This window comes from Roseateles hydrophilus (assembly GCF_026712245.1).
Classification (GTDB): domain Bacteria; phylum Pseudomonadota; class Gammaproteobacteria; order Burkholderiales; family Burkholderiaceae_C; genus Pelomonas; species Pelomonas hydrophilus.
Genome location: NZ_JAPPUY010000002.1, coordinates 586,109 through 609,136 on the forward strand (window position 1 = coordinate 586,109; position 23,028 = coordinate 609,136).

Annotated in this window: 23 protein-coding genes; 20 read left to right on the forward strand and 3 right to left on the reverse strand. The window is 68.6% G+C overall.

Annotated features, from left to right (window positions below; translation table 11 throughout):
- The first annotated feature begins 53 nt into the window (after nucleotides 1–53).
- From NYO99_RS09835 to NYO99_RS09930, 20 genes are all read left to right on the forward strand, one after another.
- On the forward strand, nucleotides 54–974 hold the full coding sequence (locus NYO99_RS09835) for a DMT family transporter (protein WP_268167005.1): 921 nt from the start codon (nucleotides 54–56) through the stop codon (nucleotides 972–974).
- On the forward strand, nucleotides 971–1,273 hold the full coding sequence (locus NYO99_RS09840; RefSeq protein WP_268167006.1) for a DUF2917 domain-containing protein: 303 nt from the start codon (nucleotides 971–973) through the stop codon (nucleotides 1,271–1,273). The genes NYO99_RS09835 and NYO99_RS09840 overlap by 4 nt, the downstream gene beginning before the upstream one ends.
- Complete coding sequence (locus tag NYO99_RS09845; RefSeq protein ID WP_268167007.1) at nucleotides 1,270–2,478, forward strand: aminotransferase-like domain-containing protein; 1,209 nt, start codon at nucleotides 1,270–1,272, stop codon at nucleotides 2,476–2,478. The genes NYO99_RS09840 and NYO99_RS09845 overlap by 4 nt, the downstream gene beginning before the upstream one ends.
- Entirely contained in the window at nucleotides 2,475–2,927 is a 453-nt protein-coding gene (locus NYO99_RS09850) for a GNAT family N-acetyltransferase (RefSeq protein WP_268167008.1), read from the forward strand. Before NYO99_RS09845 ends, NYO99_RS09850 begins: the two co-directional genes overlap by 4 nt.
- Nucleotides 2,924–3,763 (forward strand): PhzF family phenazine biosynthesis protein, encoded by an 840-nt coding sequence (locus NYO99_RS09855; protein WP_268167009.1) that lies wholly within the window; start codon nucleotides 2,924–2,926, stop codon nucleotides 3,761–3,763. Before NYO99_RS09850 ends, NYO99_RS09855 begins: the two co-directional genes overlap by 4 nt.
- Nucleotides 3,760–4,482: an alanyl-tRNA editing protein gene (locus tag NYO99_RS09860; protein WP_268167010.1), complete on the forward strand. Its 723-nt coding sequence runs from the start codon at nucleotides 3,760–3,762 to the stop codon at nucleotides 4,480–4,482. The genes NYO99_RS09855 and NYO99_RS09860 overlap by 4 nt, the downstream gene beginning before the upstream one ends.
- Nucleotides 4,483–4,506: 24 nt before the next feature.
- Entirely contained in the window at nucleotides 4,507–5,022 is a 516-nt protein-coding gene (locus NYO99_RS09865; protein WP_268167011.1) for a GNAT family N-acetyltransferase, read from the forward strand.
- An 18-nt stretch (nucleotides 5,023–5,040) separates the two neighbouring features.
- Nucleotides 5,041–5,943, forward strand: a complete 903-nt coding sequence (locus NYO99_RS09870; protein WP_268167012.1) for an SMP-30/gluconolactonase/LRE family protein — start codon at nucleotides 5,041–5,043, stop codon at nucleotides 5,941–5,943.
- A gap of 251 nt (nucleotides 5,944–6,194) precedes the next feature.
- Nucleotides 6,195–6,596, forward strand: a complete 402-nt coding sequence (locus tag NYO99_RS09875) for an ATP synthase subunit I (protein ID WP_268167013.1) — start codon at nucleotides 6,195–6,197, stop codon at nucleotides 6,594–6,596.
- Between the two features lie 10 nt (nucleotides 6,597–6,606).
- Nucleotides 6,607–7,476: a F0F1 ATP synthase subunit A gene (gene atpB, locus NYO99_RS09880; protein ID WP_268167014.1), complete on the forward strand. Its 870-nt coding sequence runs from the start codon at nucleotides 6,607–6,609 to the stop codon at nucleotides 7,474–7,476.
- A 54-nt stretch (nucleotides 7,477–7,530) separates the two neighbouring features.
- Nucleotides 7,531–7,800, forward strand: a complete 270-nt coding sequence (gene atpE, locus NYO99_RS09885; protein WP_268167015.1) for a F0F1 ATP synthase subunit C — start codon at nucleotides 7,531–7,533, stop codon at nucleotides 7,798–7,800.
- 36 nt (nucleotides 7,801–7,836) lie between these two features.
- Complete coding sequence (locus tag NYO99_RS09890; protein ID WP_268167016.1) at nucleotides 7,837–8,307, forward strand: F0F1 ATP synthase subunit B; 471 nt, start codon at nucleotides 7,837–7,839, stop codon at nucleotides 8,305–8,307.
- A 2-nt stretch (nucleotides 8,308–8,309) separates the two neighbouring features.
- Nucleotides 8,310–8,855 carry a F0F1 ATP synthase subunit delta gene (locus tag NYO99_RS09895; protein WP_268167017.1) on the forward strand — a complete coding sequence of 182 codons (546 nt, stop codon included), beginning with the start codon at nucleotides 8,310–8,312 and terminating at the stop codon, nucleotides 8,853–8,855.
- Between the two features lie 44 nt (nucleotides 8,856–8,899).
- Nucleotides 8,900–10,453, forward strand: coding sequence for a F0F1 ATP synthase subunit alpha (gene atpA, locus NYO99_RS09900; RefSeq protein WP_268167018.1), 1,554 nt, complete (start codon nucleotides 8,900–8,902; stop codon nucleotides 10,451–10,453).
- Between the two features lie 59 nt (nucleotides 10,454–10,512).
- Nucleotides 10,513–11,385 carry a F0F1 ATP synthase subunit gamma gene (atpG, locus tag NYO99_RS09905; RefSeq protein WP_268167019.1) on the forward strand — a complete coding sequence of 291 codons (873 nt, stop codon included), beginning with the start codon at nucleotides 10,513–10,515 and terminating at the stop codon, nucleotides 11,383–11,385.
- A gap of 44 nt (nucleotides 11,386–11,429) precedes the next feature.
- The gene (gene atpD / locus NYO99_RS09910; protein ID WP_268167020.1) at nucleotides 11,430–12,842 is read left to right on the forward strand and encodes a F0F1 ATP synthase subunit beta; all 1,413 of its coding nucleotides are present in this window, start codon (nucleotides 11,430–11,432) and stop codon (nucleotides 12,840–12,842) included.
- A gap of 70 nt (nucleotides 12,843–12,912) precedes the next feature.
- Nucleotides 12,913–13,332 carry a F0F1 ATP synthase subunit epsilon gene (locus NYO99_RS09915; RefSeq protein ID WP_268167021.1) on the forward strand — a complete coding sequence of 140 codons (420 nt, stop codon included), beginning with the start codon at nucleotides 12,913–12,915 and terminating at the stop codon, nucleotides 13,330–13,332.
- An 84-nt stretch (nucleotides 13,333–13,416) separates the two neighbouring features.
- Nucleotides 13,417–14,259: a D-hexose-6-phosphate mutarotase gene (locus NYO99_RS09920; RefSeq protein WP_268167022.1), complete on the forward strand. Its 843-nt coding sequence runs from the start codon at nucleotides 13,417–13,419 to the stop codon at nucleotides 14,257–14,259.
- A gap of 39 nt (nucleotides 14,260–14,298) precedes the next feature.
- Nucleotides 14,299–15,378 carry a uroporphyrinogen decarboxylase gene (hemE, locus tag NYO99_RS09925; protein ID WP_268167023.1) on the forward strand — a complete coding sequence of 360 codons (1,080 nt, stop codon included), beginning with the start codon at nucleotides 14,299–14,301 and terminating at the stop codon, nucleotides 15,376–15,378.
- Between the two features lie 317 nt (nucleotides 15,379–15,695).
- Entirely contained in the window at nucleotides 15,696–17,768 is a 2,073-nt protein-coding gene (locus tag NYO99_RS09930) for a primosomal protein N' (protein WP_268167024.1), read from the forward strand.
- A gap of 7 nt (nucleotides 17,769–17,775) precedes the next feature.
- Here the strand turns inward: NYO99_RS09930 and NYO99_RS09935 are convergent, their stop codons facing one another.
- The 3 genes from NYO99_RS09935 to NYO99_RS09945 form a co-directional block, all read right to left on the reverse strand.
- On the reverse strand, nucleotides 17,776–18,132 hold the full coding sequence (locus NYO99_RS09935; protein ID WP_268167025.1) for a hypothetical protein: 357 nt from the start codon (nucleotides 18,130–18,132) through the stop codon (nucleotides 17,776–17,778).
- A 142-nt stretch (nucleotides 18,133–18,274) separates the two neighbouring features.
- A complete protein-coding gene (locus tag NYO99_RS09940; protein ID WP_268167026.1) occupies nucleotides 18,275–20,335 on the reverse strand; it encodes an ATP-dependent helicase in 2,061 nt (686 codons plus the stop codon).
- A 42-nt stretch (nucleotides 20,336–20,377) separates the two neighbouring features.
- Nucleotides 20,378–22,975 carry a hypothetical protein gene (locus NYO99_RS09945; protein ID WP_268167027.1) on the reverse strand — a complete coding sequence of 866 codons (2,598 nt, stop codon included), beginning with the start codon at nucleotides 22,973–22,975 and terminating at the stop codon, nucleotides 20,378–20,380.
- Nucleotides 22,976–23,028: the final 53 nt, after the last annotated feature.

Sequence of the window (23,028 nt, forward strand, 5' to 3'; positions counted from 1 at the left end):
TGGCTGGCTGACTGTACTGGTTCTGTACTGGTTGCGGTGCCTAGACTGAGCGCATGCCCGGCTTGCCCCGCTCCACCACGACGTCGCCCGACACCGCGCGTGGCCTGCTGCTGGGTTTGGCGGGCGTGTTCATGTTCGCGCTCAGCATCCCGATGACGCGGCTGGCCGGTGGCAGCGCCGAGGCGCCGCAGCTGGACCCGGTGTTCGTCGCCTTCGGCCGCGCGGCGGTGGCGGGTGTGCTGTCGGTGCTCTACCTGGCTGCCACCGGCGCGCGGCGGCCGCGCGGGCGCGAGTGGGCGCTGCTGGCGTTCACGGCGGCTGGCGTCGTGTTCGGCTGGCCGGTGTTGTTGGGGCTGGCGGTGCGGCAGGTGGATGCCGTGCATGCGTCGGTCGTCTCCGGCGTGCTGCCGCTGGCCACGGCCGTCATCGCGGCGGTGGTGCTGCGCCAGCGGCCCAGTGCGGGCTTCTGGGCCTGCGCGCTGGCGGGGTTGGCGCTGGTGATCGGCTTTGCCGCCTGGCGCGGCGCAGGTGGCCTGGAAGTCGCCGACGCGTTGCTGCTGGGTGCCGTGGTCTGCGCGTCGGCGGGTTATGTGAGCGGCGCGCGCTTGTCGGCCGCCCTGTCGTCGGAGCAGGTGATCTGCTGGGTGCTGGTGCTGAGCCTGCCGCTCACGGTGCCGGTGGCGGCGCTCACGCGGCCCGTGGCGCCGGTGGCGGCATCGGCGTGGCTGGGCTTCGCCTATGTGTCGCTGGTGTCGATGTGGATCGGCTTCTTCGCCTGGTATCGCGCGCTGGCGCTGGGCGGCACGCTGCGCGTGAGTCAGGTGCAGGTGCTGCAACCGTTTCTGTCCATGCTGCTGGCCGTGCCCCTGCTCGGCGAGCGGCTGGACGCGATGACGCTGCTGTTCGCGGCCGCCGTGCTGGCGGTGGTGTGGGTGGGCAAGCGTCAGCCTGTGGAGGTTCGGGAGGGCCCATGACGGATCGATGTTTCACGACGCAACTCGGCGCCGGCCAGGCGCTGACGCTGGCCGCCACGCGCAGCGCGCGCCGGCTGGTGGTCACCCAGGGGCGGCTGTGGGTGACGCTGACCGGCGGCGCCGCGGATCACTGGCTGAGCGCCGGTGACGGGCTGACGCTGCCGGCCGGCACCCAGGCCGTGGCCGAGGCCTGGCCGGAGGCGGCCTTCCAGTTGCTGCAGCCGGCGGTGCCGCGGCCGGCCCGGCGCGCAGCCAGTGCTAGGCTGCCCGTTTTCAAATTTGGCGTCATCACCTCATGAGCACCATCTGGACCCAGGCGCGCCGTGCCGCGCGCATGAACCCGTCCATCATCCGGGAGATCCTCAAGGTCACCGAGAAGCCGGGCATCCTGTCCATGGCAGGCGGCCTGCCCAGCGCGGACACCTTTCCCGTCGACGCGATCAAGGCCGCCTGCGACCGCGTGCTGACGCATACGCCGCGCGAGTCGCTGCAGTACGCCGCCAGCGAGGGCTATGCGCCACTGCGCGAATGGGTGGCGGCGCGGGCAGCGTCGCTGGGCATGACGGTCTCGCCCGACCAAGTGTTGATCACCAGCGGCTCGCAGCAGGGCCTGGACCTGGTGGGCAAGATCCTCTGCGACGCCGGTGCGCCGGTGGCCGTGGAGACGCCCACCTACCTCGGCGCGCTGCAGGCGTTCACGCCGTTCGAGCCGCTGTTCGCCAGCCTGGCGAGCGACCACGAAGGCCCGCGCCCTGAAGCCATTGCCGCATTGCCGCATGACGCACCGGGCACCCGATTCGCCTACCTGCTGCCCAACTACCAGAACCCGACAGGCCGCGTGATGGGCGCACAGCGCCGCGTGGACGTGGTGGAAGCGCTGCGCCGCGCCAACGTGCCGCTGGTCGAGGACAACCCCTATGGCGACCTGTGGTTCGACGAGCCGCCGCCGGCCTCGCTGTCCAGCCTGTGGCCCGAGGGATCGCTGTACCTGGGCTCGTTCTCCAAGGTGCTGACGCCGGGCTTCCGGCTGGGCTACCTGATCGCGCCGCGCGAGCTCTACCCCAAGCTGCTGCAGGCCAAGCAGGCGGCTGACCTGCACACGCCGGGCTTCAACCAGCGCGTGGTGCATGAGGTGGTGAAGGATGGTTTCCTGGAGCAGCACGTGCCGTCCATCCGTGCGCTCTACAAGGCCAACCGCGACGCGATGGCCGAGGCGCTGCGCGCGCACCTGCCGGCAGGCTGCGAGTGGCAGTCGCCAGCCGGCGGCATGTTCTTCTGGATCCGCCTGCCCGCTGGCCTGGACGCCATGGCCCTGCTGCCGCGCGCCGTGGACGCGGGCGTGGCCTTCGTGCCCGGCGCGGCCTTCTATGCCCAGCAGCCCGACCCGCGCACGCTGCGCCTGTCCTTCGTGACGCTGACGCCCGACCTCATCCGCGAGGGCGTGGAGAAGCTCGGCCGACTGCTGCACGAGGCGCTGGAGCCCGTGGCCGAGCACGCGCCGTGACGGACGCGCGCGACGGCTACCGGCTGAGCTTCGCGCCCGAGGACATCGACGCGCAGGCGGCGCACGCCTTCCTGCGCGGCGCTTACTGGTGCGAAGGCATTCCGCTGGCGACCGTCGAGCGTGCCATCGCGCATTCACTGTGCATCGCGTTGCATGCGGGCGGCGCGGGTCAGGTGGGCTTTGCCCGTGTCGTGACGGACCGGGCGACGTTTGCCTACCTGTGCGACGTCTATGTGCTGCCGCCACACCGGCGCCGTGGCTTGGCCGCGTGGATGATCGACGCCTTGCTGGCGCACACCGACCTGCAGGGCCTGCGCCGTTTCATGCTGTTCACCCGCGACGCCCAGGCGCTGTATGCCGGCCACGGCTTTGCGCCGCTGGCCACGCCGCAGCGTGGCATGGAGATCGTGCGGCCCGGCCTCTACCTTCAACCCTCGCCATCGCCATGACTGAATTGCGCCGCTTTGCTCAAGTCGACGTCTTCACCGCCGAGCCGCTGAAGGGCAACCCGCTTGCGGTCGTCATCGACGCCGCGGGTCTGTCCGATGCGGACATGGCCGCGTTCGCGCGCTGGACCAACCTGTCCGAGACCACCTTCCTGCTGCCGCCCACCGACCCGGCGGCCGACTACCGCGTGCGCATCTTCACGCCCGGTGGCGAGCTGCCCTTCGCGGGCCACCCGACGCTGGGCAGCGCGCATGCCTTCCTGGCCAGTGGTGGCGATGTGAAGAAGCCCGGCGAAGTGGTGCAGCAATGCGCCATCGGCCTGGTGCGCGTGAAGCGCGACGGCGCGCGGCTGGCCTTCGCGGCGCCGCCGCTGCGCCACAGCGGGCCGGTTGATGCGGCGGGCCGGGCCCAGGTGCTGGCGGCGCTGCGCATCGCGCCGGCGCAGTTGCTCGATCTGGTCTGGTGCGACAACGGCCCGGGCTGGATGGCCGCGCGCCTGCCGGACGCCGCCTCGGTGCTGGCGCTGCAGCCGGATTTCGTTGCCATGCAGGGCCTGAAGCTGGGCGTCGTCGGCGCCCATCCCGAGGGGGCGGACTGCCAGTTCGAGGTGCGTGCCTTCGTGCCCGACCTCGGCGTGCCGGAAGACCCGGTGACCGGCAGCCTCAACGCCGGTCTGGCGCTGTGGCTGCAGGGTGCGGGTCTGGCGGGCGACCGCTACGTGGCCGCGCAGGGCGCCGCGCTGGGCCGCGCCGGCCGCGTGCACGTGGTGCGCGATGCCGAGGCCACCTGGATCGGTGGCGACGTCACGCCGCTCATCCACGGCCAGGTGCGGCTGTGACGGCGGCGCCCGTGCTCACCGAGGAGCTGTTCCGCGAGGACGCGACGCTGCTGGCCTGCGAGGCCCGCGTCATCGCGCACGGCGAGGGCGGCGTGCTGCTGGACCGCACGGTCTGCTATCCGCTGGGCGGCGGCCAGGCTGGTGACACCGGCTGGCTGAGCGCCGGTCCGCAGCGCTGGCGCATCACCGACACGCGCAAGAGCAAGGAGCAGCCCGGCGCCATCGTCCACTTGATGGACGGCGACGCGCTGCCGGCGGTGGGGACTGCCGTGCATGTCGACGTTGACGCGGCCCGCCGCCAGGCCCATCGGCGCTTCCACACGGCGACGCACCTGCTGTGCGCGCTGCTGCCGTATCCGGTCGACGGCTGTTCCATCACCGAGGCCTACGCGCGGCTGGACTTCCATACTGACCAGCCTTTTGACAAGGAGGCCATCCAGGCCGGGCTGGACCGCCTGGTGGCCGAGGCCCATCCGGTGCGCCACCGCTGGATCAGCGAGGCCGAGCTCGATGCCAACCCGGGCCTGGTGCGCTCCATGAGCGTGCAGCCGCCCCGCGGCCTGGGGCGCGTGCGGGTGCTGGAGGTTGAGGGCGTGGACCTGCAGCCCTGCGGCGGCACGCACGTCGCCAACACGGCGGAGATCGGTGCCGTGGTGGTCACCAAGATCGAGAAGAAATCTGCCAAGACCCGCAGGGTTGTGCTCGGCTTTGCGGGCTGAGGCCGCTGGCTACACTGCGCCGCTATGTCCGGCCCAGACATCCAGCTCATCATTCCCGAGTCGCCCGAGGACTGGCAGGAGACCCGTCACATCCTGCGCGATTACGCCAACAGCCTGCAGGTGGACCTGTGCTTCCAGGGCTTTGAGGAGGAGTTGGCGGCGCTGCCGGGGCCCTATGCCGCGCCCGGCGGGCTGATGCTGCTGGCGCTGGTGGACGGCGCGGTGGCGGGCAGCGGCGCCTTCCGGCCGCTGCCCGATGCCGACTACCCCAACGCCTGCGAAATGAAGCGCCTGTACGTGCGCCCGGCCTTCCGGCGTTTCGGCCTGGGCCGGCTGCTGGCGCAGAACCTGATGGACCGCGCCACCGAAGCGGGCTATTCGTCCATGCTGCTGGACACGCTGGATGACATGGAGGCCGCACGTGGCCTGTACGAAAGCCTGGGCTTCGTCGAGGTGCCGCCGTTCTACTTCAACCCGATTCCCGGTGCGCACTACCTGAAGGTGGATCTGGGCGGCTTCCGCCCGAGTTACTTCGGATAACAGCCTAGAGTGCCGGCCATGGCACTCGACTACGACATCCGGCCCCTGGGCGCCCACCGCTGCCTGCTGGGCGAATCGCCGCTCTGGCATCCCGACGAGCAGCAGTTCTACTGCGTGGACATCCCCGGCCGCCAGGTGCTGCGCTGGCGCGAAGGGGCAGAGGTGCCCGACGTCTTCCCGCAGGCCGCCGAGCCCGGCTGCATCGCTGCTCGCGAGGGCGGTGGCTTGGTCGTCGCGCGGCGCGATGGCCTGTGGGCGCTGGACACCACAACCGGCGCTCAGACGCTGCTCGCCGCGCCGCCCTACGACCCGGCGCGCCAGCGCTACAACGATGGCAAGCCCGACGCCGCCGGGCGCTTCTGGATCGGCGCGCTCAGCGACGCGCGCGAGCCCGAGGCCGCGCTCTGGCGCGTCGACGCTGCTGGTGCCCAAGCGCAGTTGGACGGCATCGTGACCTCCAACGGCCTGGCCTGGAGCCCGGATGGCCGCACCGTCTATCGCAGCGACACCAAGGCGCACACGATCTGGCGCCACCCGTTCGACGCCGAGGCCGGCACGCTGGGCGAGGCGCAGGTCTTCGCCCGCTTCGAGCCGCGCGCGGTTGACCAGCCGCTGGCAAGCTATGGCGGCCGCCCGGACGGGGCGGCCGTGGATGAGGCGGGCGCCTATTGGGTGGCCATGTTTGAAGGCGCGCGACTGCTGCGTTATGCCGCCGACGGCCAACTGCTGGCCGACATCGCGTTGCCGGTGCGCTGCCCCACGATGCCCTGCTTCGGTGGGCCGGATCGGCGCACGCTGTTCATCACGACGGCGTGCGACAAGCGGCCCGCCGATGAGCTGGCCCGGGAGCCCTGGGCCGGTGCCGTGCTGACGCTGCGCGTGGACGTGCCGGGCCTGCCCGCGCAGCGCTGCAAGCTCTGACGCAGCCGGCCCCGTTCGCCCCCCCGTTGACCGGGGGTTGCTGGCTCGCGCGTGGCGTTCCTTTTGGGAAAGTGCGGGTAACCACATATACTCCCGTGGTTTTGCCGGCCGGCATTTGTGTCGGCGCCCTTTGTCCCGTCAACGCCGACATGACTGCCAGCCCTGAGGTTCGCCCTGCCAGCAGCCCCGTCAGCCCGTGGGACGACGACGCGCCTGACTCCGTGCCCGTGCCGCCCTGGACCGCCCAGCAGGTGCAAGCCCTGCTGGCGCGCGAAAAGCCCCTCTCGCCTTGGCGCGTGGTGGCCCTCCAGGCGGGGGTCGGTGGCTTGTTGGTGCTGGCGTGGTGGCTTTTCGGTTCCGCGCCCGCGCAGCAGGTGCGCTCCACGGTCTGGGGCGCGGTTGCGGTGGTGTTGCCCCATGCCGTCATGGCTTGGGGTTTGCGTCGCCCGGCCGCTCAGGCTCAGGCAGCGTTCCTGTCGTTCCTCGTGTGGGAACTGATCAAAGTGGGCCTCGCGGTCGTCATCCTGGTGGCGGCGGCGTGGCTGGTGCGGGATCTGAGCTGGCCAGCTCTGCTGGTGGCGCTGATCGCGTGCCTGAAGGTACATCTGGGGGCCTGGTGGTGGTTGAGCCGGGCCGTTCAACGAACGAATTGAGTCATAGACGATGAGCAGCGAACAGCACGCGCCCAGCGCCGGTGAGTACATCACCCACCATCTGCAGCACCTGCAGAAGAACTTCGCGTTCGAGAGCGTGAAGCAGAAGGACATCGTTGACTTCAGCCTCTACAACCTGGACTCGCTGGTGTTTGCCACGGTGCTGGGTTTCCTGGGCGTGTTCCTGCTGTGGCTGGGCGTGCGCAAGGCGACGTCCGGCGTGCCGGGCCGCTTCCAGGCTGCGGTCGAGATCCTGTTCGAGATGGTCGACAACCAGGCCAAGAGCGTGATCGACAACGCCAAGAGCCGCGCCTTCGTCGGCCCGCTGGCGCTGACGGTGTTCGTCTGGATCTTCCTGATGAACTTCATGGACATGCTGCCGGTCGATGCGCTGCCGCAGCTGTGGCACACCGCCGGCCCAGCCCTGGGCTTCAAGGACTACCTGCGCGTCGTGCCGACGGCCGACCTGTCCACCACGCTGGGCATGTCCACCTTCGTGCTGCTGCTGTGCATCTACTACAGCGTCAAGATCAAGGGTCTGGGCGGCTGGGGTCACGAGCTGATCGCCGCGCCGTTCGGCGACCACTGGGCGTTGTGGCCGTTCAACTTCCTGATGCAGATGATCGAGTTCCTGGCCAAGACCGTGTCCCACGGCATGCGGCTGTTCGGCAACATGTTTGCCGGTGAACTCGTGTTCATGCTGATCGCGCTGATGGGTGGCGCGTTCGCGATGAGCGTGACGGGTTTCAGCATGGCTTTCGGCCATGTCGTGGCCGGCACGATCTGGACGCTGTTCCACATCCTCGTGATCGTGCTGCAAGCGTTCATCTTCATGATGCTCACGCTGATCTACATCGGTCAAGCGCACGACCATCACTGATTTTTCTTCCCTGTTCCCTTTCCTTTTTTCTTCACTGTCTCTAGGAGATTTCAAATGAACGACATCCTCGGTCTGGTTGCTCTGGCTTGCGGCATCATCGTGGGCCTCGGCGCCATCGGCGCTTCGATCGGCATCGCGCTGATGGGCGGCAAGTTCCTGGAGTCCTCGGCCCGTCAGCCTGAGCTGATGAACCAGCTGCAGACCAAGATGTTCATCCTGGCCGGCCTGATCGACGCGGCCTTCCTGATCGGCGTTGCTATCGCCCTGCTGTTCGCCTTCGCCAACCCGTTCGCCGCGACCCTGCTGGCCAACCTGCCGAAGTAATCACCGGCCCCTTTCAGGCTTGAAAGGAGATAAGCCGTGAACATCAACGCAACACTGTGGATCCAGTGGATCCCGTTTGCGATCCTGGCATGGGTGACGGCTCAGTTCATCTGGCCCGTCATCGCCAAGGCGCTCGACGAGCGCGCCGCGAAGATCGCCGACGGCCTGGCCGCCGCTGATCGCGCCAAGACCGAGCTGGCTTCGGCCAACAAGGCGGTTGAGGCTCAGCTGGCGCAGACGCGCACCGAATCGACCAAGCTGTTGGGCGACGCCGAAAAGCGCGCTGCAGCCATCGTCGAGGAGGCCAAGAAGCGTGCCGAGGACGAGGCAGCCAAGATCATTGCCCAGGCCAAGGCCGAAGCCGACCAGCAGGTCGTGCGTGCCCGCGAGGCCCTGCGCGAGCAGGTCGCCGTGCTGGCCGTGAAGGGCGCTGAGGCCATCCTGCACAAGGAAGTCAACGCCGGCGTCCACGCCGATCTGTTGGCGCGTCTGAAGCAGGAGCTCTGACCATGGCAGAACTCGCCACCATCGCCCGCCCCTACGCTGAGGCGCTGTTCCAGGTTGCCCGCAACGCCGACCTGGCCGCCTGGCGCGGTCAGCTCGACGCGTTGGCCGCCGTGGCGGGTGACGCCGCGCTGCGCCAGTTCGCCGACCATCCCAAGACGGCGGCTGAACAGGTCGTCGCCGTGGCTGCCGAAGCCGCAGAGAAGCAGTTGGGCCAGTCCCTGCTGCCCGGCGTGCGCAACTTCCTGCAGACGGTGGTCGAGAACCGCCGGCTGGATGCTGTGCCGGCCGCGGTCGCGCAGTTCCACACGCTGGCGGCCGGCGCCCTGGGCGTTGCCGAGGCGCAGGTTGACAGCGCCTATGCGTTGGACGCTGCCCAGCTCGCCGAGCTGACCGAAGTGCTGGAGAAGCGCTTCGGCCGCAAGCTGAAGCTGGATGTGCGTGTCGACGCGACGCTGATCGGCGGCGTGCGCGCCACCGTCGGCGACGAAGTGCTCGACACCTCCGTGCGTGCCCGTCTGGAGCGCATGAAGACCGCGTTGATTGCCTAAACACCCAACCACCTGGCGCCTGGGCGCCAGGTCGGGAGACCGACATGCAACTGAACCCTGCAGAAATTTCCGAATTGATCAAGAGCCGCATCGAGGGCCTGGCCCCGAGCGCGGACATCCGTAACCAGGGCACCGTCGTGTCGGTCTCGGACGGCATCGTCCGTGTGCACGGCCTGTCGGACGTGATGCAGGGCGAAATGCTCGAATTCCCGGCCGCCGCTGACGGCACGCAGACCTTCGGTCTGGCCCTGAACCTCGAGCGCGACTCCGTCGGCGCCGTGATTCTGGGTGCCTACGAACACGTCTCGGAAGGCGACACCGTGAAGTGCACGGGCCGCATCCTGGAAGTGCCCGTCGGCCCCGAGCTGATCGGCCGCGTCGTGAACGCGCTGGGTCAGCCCATCGACGGCAAGGGCCCGATCAACGCCAAGATGACCGACGTCATCGAGAAGGTTGCTCCGGGCGTGATCGCCCGTAAGTCGGTGGACCAGCCGGTCCAGACCGGCCTGAAGTCGATCGACTCCATGGTGCCCGTCGGCCGTGGTCAGCGCGAGCTGATCATTGGCGACCGCCAGACTGGTAAGACCGCTGTCGCCATCGACGCGATCATCAACCAGAAGGGTCAGAACATGACCTGCGTGTACGTCGCCATCGGCCAGAAGGCGTCGTCCATCAAGAACGTCGTGCGTGCTCTCGAGCAAGCCGGCGCGATGGAGTACACCATCGTCGTGGCCGCTTCGGCCTCTGACTCCGCTGCCATGCAGTACGTGTCGGCCTACTCCGGCTGCACGATGGGCGAGTACTTCCGCGACCGCGGTCAAGACGCCCTGATCGTCTACGACGACCTGTCCAAGCAAGCCGTGGCCTACCGCCAGGTCTCGCTGCTGCTGCGCCGCCCGCCGGGCCGCGAAGCCTTCCCTGGCGACGTGTTCTATCTCCACAGCCGCCTGCTGGAGCGTGCCGCCCGCGTGAACGCCGACTACGTCGAAGCGTTCACCAAGGGTGAAGTCAAGGGCAAGACGGGTTCGCTGACGGCCCTGCCGATCATCGAAACGCAAGCCGGTGACGTGTCTGCGTTCGTGCCGACCAACGTGATCTCGATCACCGACGGCCAGATCTTCCTGGAAACGAACCTGTTCAACGCCGGTATCCGCCCCGCCATCAACGCCGGTATCTCGGTGTCGCGCGTCGGTGGTGCTGCCCAGACCAAGCTGATCAAGTCGCTGTCGGGCGGTATCCGTACCGACCTGGCCCAGTACCGTGAGCTGGCCGCGTTCGCGCAGTTCGCTTCCGACCTGGACGAAGCCACCCGCAAGCAGCTGGACCGCGGTGCCCGCGTGACGGAACTGCTGAAGCAGGCCCAGTACTCGCCGCTGCCCATCTCGCTGATGGCCGCTTCGCTGTACGCCGCCAACAAGGGCTTCATGGACAGCATCGAAGTGAAGAAGGTTCTGGCCTTCGAACACGGTCTGCACCAGTTCCTGAAGACCAGCCACGCCGCACTGCTCCAGACGCTGGAGACCAAGCAGGCGATGGACAAGGACGCCGAGGCCGAACTGAACGCCGCCATCACGGCTTTCAAGAAGTCCTTCGCCTGAAGCCACGGAACAGCGGGGCTGAGCCTCCACACTCAACCCCGCACTGACTAGGAGTTCGAATGGCTTCAAGCAAAGAAATCCGCGGCAAGATCAAGTCGGTCGAGAACACCAAGAAGATCACCAAGGCGATGGAGATGGTCGCCGCATCCAAGATGCGCAAGGCGCAGGAACGGATGCGCTCGGCCCGCCCCTACGCTGAGAAGGTCGGCAACATCGCCGCCCAGCTCGCCCAGGCCAATCCGGAGTACCGCCACCCCTTCCTCGTGAAGAACGACGGTGCGAAGACGGCCGGCATGGTGGTCGTCACGACGGACAAGGGGCTGTGCGGTGGTCTGAACACCAACGTGCTGCGCGCCGCTGCCAACAAGCTCAAGGAGCTTGAAGGCGAAGGTCAGAAGACCGAGGTCGTTGCCATCGGTGGCAAGGGCTTTGGCTTCATGAACCGCATCGGCGCCAAGGTCGTGGCTCACGCCACGCAACTCGGCGATGCGCCTCATATCGAGACGTTGATTGGCCCCGTGAAGGTGCTGCTGGACGCGTACGCGGAAGGCAAGCTGTCGGCGGTCTATCTCAGCTACACGCGCTTCATCAACACGATGAAGCAGGAAGTGGTTGTGCAGCAACTGCTGCCGCTGAAGGCCGATGAGCTGGCGACGGACAAGGCGGCCCACTCGTGGGACTACGTCTACGAACCCGACGCCGCCACCGTCATCGACGAGCTGCTGCTGCGCTACTCGGAAGCGCTGGTCTTCCAGGCCGTGGCTGAGAACATGGCCAGCGAGCAGTCCGCCCGCATGGTGGCCATGAAGGCAGCGACCGACAACGCCGGCAACCTGATCAAGGAACTCAAGCTGGTCTACAACAAGTCGCGTCAAGCGGCGATCACGAAGGAACTCTCCGAGATCGTCAGCGGCGCCGCCGCTGTGGGCTGATCAGGTCAAGCAGGCAAGCAATACGGAATTGAAGGAACGAAAAAATGGCTAACACTCAAGCAGTCGGCAAGATCGTTCAGTGCATCGGCGCCGTTGTGGACGTGGAATTCCCGCGCGACAACATGCCCAAGGTGTACGACGCGCTGAAGATGGAAGGCTCGGCCCTGACGCTGGAAGTCCAGCAGCAGCTGGGCGACGGCGTGGTCCGCACCATTGCGCTGGGCTCGTCCGACGGCCTGCGCCGCGGCACCGAGGTCTACAACACCGGCGACACCATCAAGGTGCCGGTGGGCAAAGCAACCCTGGGTCGCATCATGGACGTGCTGGGCAACCCCATCGACGAGCGTGGCCCGGTGTCGTCCGAGCTGAGCGCCTCCATCCACCGCACGGCCCCGGCCTATGACGAGCTGAGCCCGTCGCAGGACCTGCTGGAAACCGGCATCAAGGTGATTGACCTGATCTGCCCGTTCGCCAAGGGCGGCAAGGTGGGTCTGTTCGGTGGCGCCGGCGTCGGCAAGACCGTGAACATGATGGAGCTCATCAACAACATCGCCAAGGCGCACAGCGGTCTGTCGGTGTTCGCTGGTGTGGGTGAGCGCACCCGTGAGGGCAACGACTTCTATCACGAGATGTCCGACTCCGGCGTCGTCGTGCAAGAGAAGCTCGAAGACTCCAAGGTCGCCATGGTCTACGGCCAGATGAACGAGCCCCCGGGCAACCGTCTGCGCGTGGCCCTGACCGGCCTGACCATCGCCGAGTCGTTCCGTGACGAAGGCCGTGACGTGCTGTTCTTCGTGGACAACATCTACCGCTACACGCTGGCCGGTACCGAAGTGTCCGCACTGCTGGGTCGTATGCCTTCCGCCGTGGGCTACCAGCCGACGCTGGCCGAGGAAATGGGCCGTCTGCAAGAGCGCATCACGTCGACCAAGGTTGGCTCGATCACGTCCATCCAGGCCGTGTACGTGCCGGCGGACGACCTGACCGACCCGTCGCCTGCCACGACCTTCGCCCACCTGGACGCCACTGTCGTGCTGTCGCGTGACATCGCCGCGCTGGGTATCTACCCCGCCGTCGACCCGCTCGACTCCACCTCGCGCCAGATCGACCCGAACGTGGTCGGCGAAGAGCACTACAGCACCACCCGCGCCGTTCAGGCCGTGCTGCAGCGCTACAAGGAACTGCGCGACATCATCGCGATTCTGGGCATGGACGAACTGTCGCCGGAAGACAAGCTGGCCGTGGCTCGCGCCCGCAAGATCCAGCGCTTCCTGTCGCAGCCCTTCCACGTCGCCGAAGTGTTCACGGGCACCCCGGGCAAGTACGTGCCGCTGAAGGAAACCATCCGCGGCTTCAAGATGATCGTCGCCGGTGAGTGCGATCACCTTCCCGAGCAGGCCTTCTACATGGTTGGCACCATCGACGAGGCGTTTGAGAAGGCCAAGAAGATCCAGTGAGGTTGACCGGGGTGCTCAGCACCCCGTCTCCCGGATCTCCTTCTTCAACATTCGCTAAGGAAGATTGAACATGGCAACCCTCCACGTCGACGTGGTCTCCGCCGAAGAGCAGATCTTCTCGGGCGAGGCCAAGTTCGTCGCCCTGCCGGGCGAGAGTGGCGAGCTGGGCATCCTGCCGCAGCACACGCCGCTGATCACCCGCATCAAGCCGGGCGCCGTGCGCATCCAGCGCGCCGACAACGACCAGGAAGAATTCGTGTTCGTTGCCGGTGGCATCCTGGAAGTGCAGCCCCACCGCGTGACCGTGCTGGCCGACACCGCCATCCGCGGCAAGGACCTCGACGAAGCCAAGGCCAATGAGGCCAAGAAGCTCGCCGAAGAAGCGCTGCGCAACGCCAAGGACAAGCTGGACCAGGCGGCGATCCAGAATGAACTGATGGGCCTGGCGGCGCAGATTGCTGCGCTGCGCAAGTTCAACAGCAAGAAGTAAGTCACCCGGTTCTGCCGGGTATGACAACAACGGCAGGCCTCGCGCCTGCCGTTTCCATTTGCAGCATCTGAAGGCCTTGATGCCATGACCGCGACCGATACCGTCCGACTCACTGCCCCCGATGGCGCTACCGCCACTATGTCACTGCACGGCGGCCACCTCCTGTCGTGGCAGCCGGTTGGCGGCGTGGAGCAGCTCTACCTGTCCCCGCGCAGCGAGTACGCGCCAGGCAAGGCCATCCGGGGCGGCGTGCCGGTATGTTTCCCGCAGTTCGCGGACCGTGGGTCGCTGCCCAGGCATGGCTTTGCTCGCACGGCGCAGTGGGAGCTGGTGAGCCAGGAGCAGGGGCAGGACGATGCGCTGGCCGTGTTGCGGCTGCGCGATAGCGAGGCGACGCGCGCGATCTGGCCGCATGCCTTCGAACTGGAGCTCAGCGTGCGGGTGTCTGGGCGCAGCCTCGACATCGAGCTGGCCTGCGATAACCTGGGCCAGCCCGGCGATGCGCCGCTGCAGTTCACCGCTGCGCTGCACACGTATCTGCGCGTGGGCGACCTGGATGCCGTCAGCGTTGAGGGCCTCGCCGGGCTGCGCTACTTTGATGCCGTCAAGCAGACCGAGGCGCTGCAGCGCATGGATCTGCTGCTGACCGGCGAGAAGGGCGTGCTGGACCTGGACCGCATCTACTTCGGCGTCAAGGAGCGGCCGCTGCTGGTGAGCGAGGACCGCCGCCAGCTGACGCTGCAGCAGCAGGGCTTTGACGACACGGTGGTCTGGAACCCTGGCCCCGAGCGCTGCGCCAAGCTGGCGGACATGCCGCCGCAGGACTGGTCGCAGATGCTGTGCGTGGAGGCGGCCTGCGTCGGCCGCCCGATCGAATTGCAGCCGGGCGAGAGCTGGGTGGGGCGGCAGAGCCTGGCCTTGCTCTGAATCAGGCGCTGGCTCGGGGGTGGCGCCGATAATCCGGTGATGTTCGCCCCCCTGCAAAACGACACCTTCCTGCGCGCCTGCCTGCGCCAGCCCACCGACCACACGCCCGTCTGGCTGATGCGCCAGGCCGGCCGTTACCTGCCTGAATACCGCGCGACGCGCGAGAAGGCCGGTAGCTTCATGGGGCTGGCCACCAACAAGGATTACGCCACCGAGGTGACGCTGCAGCCGCTGGAGCGCTTCCCGCTGGACGCCGCCATCCTGTTCAGCGACATCCTGACCGTGCCGGACGCGATGGGCCTGGGCCTGTCTTTCCAGCAGGGCGAGGGGCCGAAGTTCGCGAAGGTGGTGCGTGACGAGGCCGCTGTCGCGGCGCTGGCCGTGCCCGACATGGACAAGCTGCGCTACGTGTTCGATGCGGTCACGTCCATCCGCCGCGCGCTGAATGGCCGCGTGCCGCTGATCGGCTTCTCGGGCAGCCCCTGGACGCTGGCCTGCTACATGGTGGAGGGCGGCGGCTCCGACGATTACCGCCTGGTCAAGAGCCTGATGTACGCGCGCCCGGACCTGATGCACCGCATCCTGGACGTCAACGCGCGCGCCGTGGCGGCCTACCTGAATGCGCAGATCGAGGCCGGTGCCCAGGCCGTGATGCTGTTCGACTCCTGGGGCGGCGTGCTGGCCGACGGGGCCTTCCAGCAGTTCAGCCTGGCCTACTCGCGCCAGGTGCTGGCGGCCGTGAAGACGGAGCACGAGGGCGTGCGCATCCCGCGCGTCCTGTTCACCAAGGGCGGCGGTCTGTGGCTGGACGAGATCGCCGACGCCGGTGCCGACGTGGTCGGCCTGGACTGGACCGTGAACCTCGGCCAGGCCCGCGCCCGGGTGGGCGACCGCGTCGCACTGCAGGGCAACCTCGACCCCAACGTGCTGTTCGCGCCGCCCGAGGCCATCCGCGCCGAGGCGCGCCGCGTGCTGGACAGTTTCGGCACGCCGGCGGCTGGCAGCGGCCACATCTTCAACCTGGGTCATGGCATCAGCCAGTTCACGCCGCCGGACAGCGTCACGGCGCTGGTGGACGAGGTGCACAGCCACTCGCGGCGGCTGCGCCAGGCGCGTTGAGCACACGACTGCACACACTTGCTCGCGGACTTATCCCCAAAAAGTAGGGGGCGAGCGGGCCAGTTGCTTGTTTCGGCGTGGCCCATCCGAGTTTTCCCGAATCCGTGCTAAGTGATTGATTTTGTTGGCTGGCACCAGAACCATGCATGCAGGCGGTGTCGCGCTGAACAAGCGCGGCTCGGCATGGACGATGCGATCCCGCGGCAATTGCCCACAAAGTTATCCACAGAAATTGTGGGCAACCCGAGAAGCCTTGCAAATCATGAACTTGGCGCTGGTTTCTGAGCCATCGCTTCATCAAACAGCCGGAGCTGTGCATGTCTGAAGCCGTGGCATCGACGGTCGTGCGCGTGGCGGTGGATGCGCCGCAGCACAGCGGCCTGAACGCCCCGCTTGACTATGCGAGTGAGCAGGCGCTCGCCTCCGGCACGCTGGTTCGCGTGCCGCTGGGCAAACGCGAGTTGTTGGGCGTCGTCTGGCCCGGCGAGGCGCTGGGCGAGCCGGCGGTGGCGCTGCGGCCCGTGGCGGCGGTGTTTGCCGGCCTGCGGCCGCTGGGGGCGGATTGGTGCCGATTGCTGGATTTTGCGGCCGGCTACTACCAGCGCAGCGTGGGTGAGCTGGCCAGTGCCGTGCTGCCCCCGCAACTGCGCGAGCTGTCGCCCGACCAATTGGCGGCGCGGCTGCGCAAGCTGGAGAAGAAGAAGGCGGGGGCCGCTGCGTCGACACCGGTCAAGCCCGAGCTGGCGCCCGAACAGGCCGAGGCGGTCGCGCGCATCCAGGCGCAACTGGCGGCTGCCGCGCCCAAGCCGCAGCTGCTGTTCGGCGTGACCGGCAGCGGCAAGACCGAGGTCTACCTGCGCGCTGCTGAGGCCGCACTCGCGGCCGGCCGCCAGGTGCTGGTGCTGGTGCCCGAGATCAACCTGACGCCGCAGTTGGAGGCGCGCTTCACGGAACGCTTCGCGGCCCTGTTGCCGCAGCCGCTGGCCATCGTGTCGCTGCACAGCGCGTTGACGCCCGCCCAGCGGCTGCAGAACTGGCTGGCGGCCCACCTGGGCCAGGCGCGCCTCGTGCTGGGCACGCGGCTGGCGGTGTTTGCGTCGCTGCCGGACCTCGGGCTCATCGTCGTCGACGAGGAGCACGACCCGTCCTACAAGCAGCAGGACGGCGCCCGCTACTCGGCGCGCGACCTGGCCGTGTGGCGTGCACACGACCTGAAGGTGCCGGTCGTGCTGGGCTCGGCCACGCCGTCGCTGGAAAGCTGGCAGCACGCCGAGAGCGGGCGTTACGAACGCCTGACGCTGGCCGCCCGCATCGGCGGCGGCGCCTTGCCGCGCGTGAAGCTGTTCGACATGAAGGCGCTGCCCGCCACGGCCGGCGTGACGACGGCGCTGACCGCGCCGCTGCTGGCCGAATTGAAGGCGCGGCTGGAGCGCGGCGAGCAGAGCTTGGTGTTCCTGAACCGGCGTGGCTACGCGCCCGTGCTGCACTGCGGCGAATGCCAGTGGAAGAGCGACTGCCCGCACTGCAGCGCCTGGCGCGTGTTCCACAAGCGCGACCGCACGCTGCGCTGCCACCACTGCGGCTTCACCGAGCGCGTGCCCAGCGCCTGTCCCAACTGCGGCAACCACGACATCGCGCCGATCGGCCGGGGCACCGAGCGGCTGGAGGAGCAGCTTGCCGAGGCGCTGCCCGGCGCCCGGGTGCTGCGCATCGACGCCGACTCCACGCGCCGCAAGGGCGAGCTGGAGGCGCAGCTGCAGGCCGTGCACGACGGCGAGGTCGACATCCTCGTCGGCACGCAGATGATCACCAAGGGCCACGACTTCCGGCGCATCCGCTTTGTCGCGGCGGTGAACCCGGACGGCGCGCTGTTCAGCAGCGACTTCCGCGCGCCCGAGCGGCTGTTCGCGCTGCTGATGCAGGCCGGCGGCCGCGCCGGGCGCGATGCCGCGGGGGAATCGCCCAGCGAGATGTGGGTGCAGACCTGGCACCGCGATCACGCGCTGTACCAGGCCCTGGCGCGGCACGACTACGTGCGCTTCGCCAAGACCCAGCTCGACGAGCGTCGCTCGGCCAGCCTGCCGCCGTTCTCGCATCTGGCCCTGCTGCGCGCCGAGGCGCGCACGGCGGAGGCCGCGAAGGCGTTTCTGGATGCCGCGGCGGGCCTGCTGCAGGACGACGGCGTGCTGATCTACCCACCCGTGCCGCACGCCGTGGCGCGCGTGGCCGATGTGGAGCGCATGCAGATGCTGGTGGAGGCTGGCCAGCGCGGGCGGCTGCAGGCCTTCCTGCGCGCCTGGGTGCCGGCGTTGATCGCGCTGAAACGCGAACGGCCCGAATTCCGGGCCGTGCTGAGGTGGGCGGTCGACGTGGACCCGCTGGCGATCTAGCGTGGGTTCAGCGGCGCGGCAACGTGCTGGACAGGGCGCTGGCGCGACGCTGTTGTTCCTGGCGGCGCAGCCAGCGGCTGACCGGGCGGAACGCCGCAAAGCCTGCCACGCCCAGCACCAGCAGCCATTGGCCGGGCTCGACGGCCGCGCTCAGCGCGTCGAAGTCCGGGTTGACCGCGGTGTGGCCCCCATCCGTCCAGGCGCCCGCCTCGCGCGCGCCCGGCAGGTTGGTCGCGCTCATCCGGCCGGCGTCCGCCATCACGGCGACCGTGTGCTCAGCCCGGGTCTGGGGTTCGCGGGCGGCAGAGGCCTGCGCGGTGGCGGCCAGAGCGACAAGAGCGGCAGCAAGGAACAGTGATTTCATGATGCGGGCTCGCCGTGGGCGTAAGTTCTGCGACGGATTGTTCCCAGCCTAGCGTGGCGGAGTTGTGAAGACTTCACGCGCCTGAGGGGGCCCCCCCGCGAATGGGCGAGCCGGCCTTGACCATGATCTATGGCGCTGTCGCTCAGGGCGTGGGTTTGTCGTCCCGCGCTGCGGCTTTGGCCGCCAACTCGGCCCGCATGCGCTTGAGCTTCTCGCGCGGGTCCTCGCGGCCGCTTTCCTCGTGCAGCTTCATCTCGGCCAGAAAGCGGCTGGGGATGCCCACCACCGTGTCGCGGCCCTTCTTGCGCCGGCGCAGCGTGGAGACGGCCAGCGTCGTGCGCGCCCGCGTGATGCCCACGTACATCAGCCGTCGCTCCTCCTCCAGCGCCTCGGCGGTCAGCTCGACCTCCTCGCGCTTGAAGGGCAGCAGCCCCTCGTTCACGCCGACCAGCACCACATGCGGCCACTCCAGGCCCTTGGACGCGTGCAGCGTCGTCAGCGTCACCTGGTCCTGCTCATCCCCACGCTCGGCCAGCGACAGGATGACGGAGATCGTCTGGGCCACATCCAGCACGCTTTGCTTGGGCTCGGTGAAGCTGACGCCGCCTTCCTCGCTCTGCTGGCCGCCGCAGCGCTTGGACACCCAGTCGACGAAGTCGAGCACATTGCCCCAGCGCGCTTGGGCGACCTTCTCGTTTTCTTCGTTGTCGACGAGGTGCTGCTCGTAGCCGATGTCCTTGAGCCACTCCATCAGCATCGCGTGCGCGGCGGTGTGGCCTTCGGTGTGCCGGGCCTTGTGCTGCAGCTCGTTCACGGCACGGCCGAACTCGTGCAGGCTGTCCAGCCCGCGCTTGGTAACGGCGGTGGCCAGGCTTTCGGAGAACAACGCCTCGAACATGCTGCACTTCCACTGCGCAGAGAAGGTGCTCAGCGCCCCCAGCGTCGTGTGGCCGATGCCGCGTTTGGGCGTGGTCACGGCGCGCAGGAAAGCCGGGTCGTCGTCCTGGTTCACCAGCAGGCGCAGCCAGGCGCACAGGTCCTTGATTTCGGCCTTGTCGAAGAAGCTCTGTCCGCCGGACACCTTGTACGGGATCTGCGCGCGGCGCAGCGCCTGCTCGAACACGCGCGCCTGGTGGTTGGCGCGGTACAGGATGGCGAAGTCCTTGAAGGCCGGCCCCTTGCCGTCGGCGCGCAGCTGCTGGATGCGGGCCACGGCGCGCTCGGCCTCGTGCTCCTCGCCGTCGGCCTCCAGCAGCGTGATGGGCTCGCCGTCGCCGTACTCGCTCCATAGCTTCTTCTGGAACAGCTTGGGGTTCAGCGCGATGACGTTGTTGGCCGCGCGCAGGATGGCGCCGGTGGAGCGGTAGTTCTGCTCCAGCGGGATGACCTTCAGCGCCGGGTAGTCGGTGGGCAGCTTCTTGAGGTTCTCGATCGTTGCGCCGCGCCAGCCGTAGATGGACTGGTCGTCATCGCCCACGGCCGTGAACATGCCGCGCTCGCCCACCAGCGCCTTCAGCAACTCGTACTGCACGGCGTTGGTGTCCTGGTACTCGTCCACCAGCACGTAGCGCAGCTTGTTCTGCCACTTCTCGCGCGCCTCGGCGTCGGTGGTCAGCAGCTTCAGCGGCAGCGTGATGAGGTCGTCGAAGTCGACGGCCTGGTAGGCGGCCAGGCGCTCCTGGTAGCGCATCATGACGGCGGCGGCCGCGCGCTCGTCGTCGTCAGCTGCGATCTGTGCGGCCTGCAACGGGCCGATGCCGTTGTTCTTCCACAGCGAGATCGTCCACTGCCAGCGCTGGGCCTGCTTGGCGTCGGTCGTGCCGCCGGCATCCTTCAGCACGTTGAGCACGTCATCGCTGTCGAGGATGGAGAACTGCTCCTTCAGCCCCAGGCGCGTGCCTTCCTCGCGCAGCAGGCGCACACCCAGGCTGTGGAACGTGGAGATGGCCAGGTCCTTGGCTGCGCGGTTGCCGACCAGGTGCTTGGCCCGTTCGCGCATCTCCTGCGCAGCCTTGTTCGTGAAGGTGATGGCCGCGATCTGGCTGGGTCGGTAGCCCGAGTGCAGCAATTGCCAGATCTTGGTGGTGATGACGCGCGTCTTGCCCGAGCCGGCCCCGGCGATGACGAGACAGGGGCCGTCCAGGTGGTGGACGGCGGCGAGCTGGGCCGGGTTGAGGCCAGAGGACGGGGCGGGCGACGACATGCGGTGCGCATTGTCATCGGGCCGCGTGCGACCCGCGCGGTTTCAGGCCACGCGGGCCACGCCCTCGCCCGGCAGCGCCCGCAGGCCCAGCCCCAGCAGCAGCAGCGTGAAGAAGATGAAGCCGATGCGCGGCGCGTCCAGCAGGCTGTCGAAGGCGCCGACCGTGGCAAAGCCGATCAGCGCGGCCACGATGGCGGGTGCCAGCGGGTGGTCACGCCCGCGGCCGAACGACAGGCGCGCGAGCACCAACGCCACCGCCGATCCCAGCAGCGCCAGCCCCAGCAGCCCTTGCTCGAACAACACGTGCAGCGCGGCGTTCTTCATGTGCCACGGGAGGTGATGGCGGTCGCTGCTGAAGAACCAGTGCGCCATCTCGCGGTTGAAGTCGCCATTGGTCAGCAGGGCGCGGCCCTGGGCGTCGTGCAGCGCGATGCGGCTGATGTCCACGCGACCGCCGCGTGCGTCCAGCGACATCGAGAACGTCACGAAGCGTGACGCCCACCAGTCGCCGCCCATGGCTTGCACGGCGGGGATGTCAAAGGTCTGTGTCTGCCAGTCGCCCGCGCGCTGAGGGTCGGCTCCCTCGGCCCGTAGCGGCTTGAGCAAAGGCGCGGTGCTGTGGCAGTTGTCCGGGTAGATGAGGTTGCGTTCGCAGATCTCGAGCACGAGGACGGCATCGCTCGCCGTGCGGCTCACCAGCGTGACCTTGGCGACACCGGGGGCAGGCGCGGCGATGCGCTGGCTGACACGGAACAGCTCGCCGCGCCCCAGCATGTGCTTGCCCGACGTCAGTGCCAGGTAGGCCTCGCCCTCGTCGGTGCGCAGCCGGTAGTCGCCGATGCGGGCCTCGTCGGCGCCCTCGTAGAAGTTGGCCGCCACAAAGCGGCCGGTGCCGCGCCCCAGCAGCCACTGCTCCGGGCCGTGCAGCAGACGCAGCCCCTCGCGCCAGTGCGTCAGGCGGAACAGGCCGTCTTCCTTCCACGTCGCAACACGGTCGCGCAGATAGGCGCCGCCACCCAGTGCGGCCACCACGGCCATCACCAGCAGCAACCCCGCAGCCAGCAGGGCTTGCTTGCGCCAGGCCGCCGACGCTGTGGCCCCGCTGTGCTGCAGCGGCCACAGGCGCGGCTCCAGCAGCATGGCCGACCACACCCCGCCCAGCGCCAGGCCCGCGGCCATGGACGTCCAGCGGCCCGTGGTGCCGCCCCAGTAGTCCGCCACGATCACCATGGTGGACAGCAGCCAGAACCAGCTTGCCGTCACCAGCAGCACATAGACCGGGCGCGTCTGCCCCGGCACGTCCCGCCAGCGCAGCGCGGCGCAGCACAGCAGCGCGACGACGTTCAGCACATAGGCCGCCTTGGGCACCGCCACCGACAGCGCCCAGCTCGCCCCGCCCAGCAGCAGCGCCAGCACGGCGCCCATCAGCACGGCCGTCAGGCGCTGGCCCAGGCTGGGGCGCCACAAGCTGGCGGGCATGACCAGCAGCATGACCATGACGAAGAACAGTGCGATCAGGCCGCGGTAGCCGCCGCCCGTGAACACCAAGGTGGCGGCCAGCGCGAACGCGGCGGCCATGGCCAGCGCGCCCAGCTTGGCGAGCTGCGGCAGCGGCGCGTCCACCGTGCCCAGCGTGCTGTCCAGATGGCTGCTCTCCGGCCCCGAGCCGGCGGCGCGCCGGCGCTGCGCATCGGCCAGCAGCACCAGGGGCACGATCATCAGCGGCAGCGCGAGGTACACGCCGCGCGAGAACGTCGTCAGCACCGCATAGGCCGCCAGCAGCACGATGGCCAACCCGGCGGCAAACCACCAGGGTGAACGCGTGCGCAGCAGCGCCAGCAGTGCGAACGGCAGCGTCATGACGAGGAAGCCGTCCAGCGCCGCGCCGCCCACATGCATCTCCCAAAACAGCGCGGTGGTGCGGTAGTCGGTCGAGAAGTCCAGCAGCCCCGTGTAGGCCAGCCGCTCCCACAGCGCAGCGGCACTGCCGGCGGCCAACGCCACCACCAAGCCGAGCAGCAGCCCGCGCGAAAAGCCGCGCGGCCGCGCCGCGGCGGCGGCCGTCCACAGCGGCAGCAGCGCCAGCGCCAGGAACAGCGCCTTGCCGTTGCGCACCGAGTTCATGGGCTCGTGATAGCCGTGGAACCAGCCCAAGGCAATGCCGCCGGCATCCGCGAAGCCGCGCCACATGCCCAGCAGTGCCGATGCGGCCAGGGCCATGATCAGCAGCAGCACCGCAGGCGAATACAGCAGCCCGTGGCGCCAGGCCGGCGCGCGGTCGCGGGCATTGAGCTGCACTGCATAAGCCAGATAGCCGCCGCAGCCGCAGGCAGTCACCAGCAGGTCCAGTTCCTCGAAGCTGATCCAGCCGGTCCAGGGCGCCAGGCCGATCAGCGGCAGCGGTGCCAGCAGCAAGGCCGGCGACTTCACCCACAGCACGGCGCCCGCAGCGGCGGCCAGGCCCCAGGCCACGACGGCCAGTGGGCCCGACAGCGGGTGATGGCGGGCCAGCTCAACCCCGACAACGCCCAGCACCACGCCGGCCAGCAGGGCCAGGATTTGCTGCCAGCTTGCCGGGCGGCTCAGGCGCAGCGCGCCCAGGCCGAACAGCCCGGGCTGTGGGTGACCCGCGGCGGCCATCAGTGGGCGCGCGCCACCGGGCGGTGCGCAGATGTCAGCGGTGCGGAAAGCCG